The sequence below is a fragment of the Candidatus Igneacidithiobacillus taiwanensis genome (genome assembly GCF_031962545.1).
Taxonomy (GTDB): domain Bacteria; phylum Pseudomonadota; class Gammaproteobacteria; order Acidithiobacillales; family Acidithiobacillaceae; genus Igneacidithiobacillus; species Igneacidithiobacillus taiwanensis.
Genome location: NZ_JAVRKK010000226.1, coordinates 1 through 2,370 on the forward strand (window position 1 = coordinate 1; position 2,370 = coordinate 2,370).

General features: G+C 48.1%; 2 protein-coding genes. Both read left to right on the forward strand.

Going from position 1 to position 2,370, the window contains the following annotated elements; all coding sequences use genetic code 11:
• Window positions 1–217: 217 nt before the first annotated feature.
• Window positions 218–1,261 (forward strand): hypothetical protein, encoded by a 1,044-nt coding sequence (locus tag RTI30_RS14050; RefSeq protein WP_312284121.1) that lies wholly within the window; start codon window positions 218–220, stop codon window positions 1,259–1,261.
• A gap of 378 nt (window positions 1,262–1,639) precedes the next feature.
• Window positions 1,640–2,370: IS5 family transposase (locus RTI30_RS14055; RefSeq protein WP_409449723.1), on the forward strand; the 731-nt coding region annotated here is incomplete at its 3' end.

A 2,370-nucleotide genomic window follows, 5' to 3' on the forward strand; every position in this document is an offset into this window, starting at 1 on the left:
GCTTTCCGTTACGGTTGCAGGGACTAATGTCGGCAGGAAGCAAAGGATCCCTGCGGAATGAGCGGGGTTATCGTAAGGACTCATGTTGGTCCTCGCCAGGCGCCTGGGGAACCCAGCAAAACCAGGCCATCCGCCCCGGCGGGCCTAGCAGCAACCAGACACAATGACGCCTTGTGCCTGGTAAAATATCGCGGTTCCATCGGCCATCTCTAGATATATGACAAACACCACTCAGAAATCATGTAAAAGACTTTTCCTGCATATTGGTACACACAAAACAGGGTCTACCGCTCTACAAACATTATTGGCAAAAAACGATCGACTACTTGTAGATAATAATATACTTTTCCCAAATTCAGGCAGAATATCAACGTACTCTGGGCATCACAATATCGCTTGGGAACTGAATGAAGATCCACGGTTTAACAAAGAAAACGGAACCATTTCCGAGTTATGTCTCGAGCTCGCTGCATCTGATTGCAATTTAGCTATTATTAGCTCTGAGGATTTCGAGTACCTACATCAAAAACCAGATCAACTTTATTTTCTGAAAACCGCACTTGAAAATGTTGGCTATGAAATAGACGTGATTGTTTTTTTTAGGGATCAAGCCAGATACGCCTATTCTCTATATCAGGAGCTGGTGAAGCATGGGCTCGACCGGACTTTCTATTCATTTTCTAAAGAGGTATTCCGAACAGGCGCCTTTGTTATGAATGGAAACTGGCGTTTTTGCTTCTCATACGAATTGATAATACAGACTTTTGCCAAAGTTTTTGGATCCAATCACGTTCACTGTGAAGCGTATTCAAACCCTATCCATATCCAGTTCTTGTTGGTTTGCGGGCTAAGCGAGATCAGCTTAGAGCTTTCAGACAACACAAGTAATAAGGCTCTACCTTTAGAAAAAATAGTAGCTTTACTGCGCATTAATGAGTTTACAAAAGGAATGTCAGAACAAGACGCATCAAAAGTCAGAAATGCTATTTTTTCTTCACAAATACCGGAGCATCATAACTTATCATGCACGCTCAACAATCCAGTTTTTATTATTCTTCATTATGTTCGTTTTAGGGCCACACGGACGTGGATTAGAACTCACTATAACACTAAAATAACAATGACAATAATTAAAGACATTACTAGCAGTATTAAGTGTTCTCCGATATTTTTATGGAAACGAAGAAGACGACATATTATAGACTCACTAGTTTACGAAGCCTTTGACGTATTAAAAAATGATGTAGAAAGCCAGAAGTAGAGCACACCATTATCTCGCAACCGACCGTTTCTGAGAGGCTCGGAGATTTGAGAATCCGGGCCTTGGTGTTGCTGGCTTCGGTATTCTCGTAACCCGCTATCGCTTTGGCAGAGGCAACCCGCACGGCTTTTGAGAGTATCGAGGGTATCAGCCAATCCCCCTCCCATGCCCACGATTCAGATTGCGTTGCCGCGGCTCGATCTTTCCGGCCTGTTTCTCGATGATCTGGCCGTCACGGTCTTTAACTGCCACCCACACCCCATAGCCACGACCCTGCCTATCGGACAAATCGATGACCAGGGGGCACCTCGAAAAACCCCATTGGCACTGGGTTTTTGATAGAATAATGCGTAGCTAGATTGCAGCGGGGTTGATGGAATGATTGCGCGCAGAACGGCGGTGAAGAACGATCTCTTGGCTGATGAGGGCTATGTCCGGAAGGTAGAAGCCTTGGGCGATCCCCTCCAGAAAATCGAGGCAGTTATCGACTTCTCCCCCCTGGCCGAAGCGGTGGAGAGAATTGCCCCGCGCCCAGAGCAATCAAAAGGTGGGCGGCCTCCCTATCCCACCGAGGTCATGGTGCGGATACTGGTGCTCAAGCGCCTGCATGGCCTTTCCGACGAGCAGACCGAGTATCAACTGCTGGATCGGCGTAGCTTCCGACGTTTTTGTGGTTTGGAACATTCCCGCAACATTCCCGATCGTACTACCATTTGGAATTTTGAGAACCGTCTGGGCGTCGAGGGAGTACAAGCGCTCTTTGTGGCATTGGATCGACAGATTCGGGCCCACGGACTCGAAGCCCGAGCGGGGCAAATCATCGACGCCACTCTGGTCCCTGCCCCCAAACAGCATTTCACCAAAGAGGACAAAGAAATGCTTGAGCAGCATGCGGTTCCTGCCGACTGGAAACCAGCCAAGCGGCGGCAGAAGGATGTCGATGCCAGCTGGACCAAGAAACATGGGAAGTCTTACCACGGCTACAAGTTCACGGTGAGCGTAGACTGTAAGCACAAGCTGATCCGGAATTGGGTGGCCGACACAGCCAAAGTCCATGACTCCCAGCACCTGGAAGCCGTACTGGATGACTGGAACACCAGCGCCGAGAT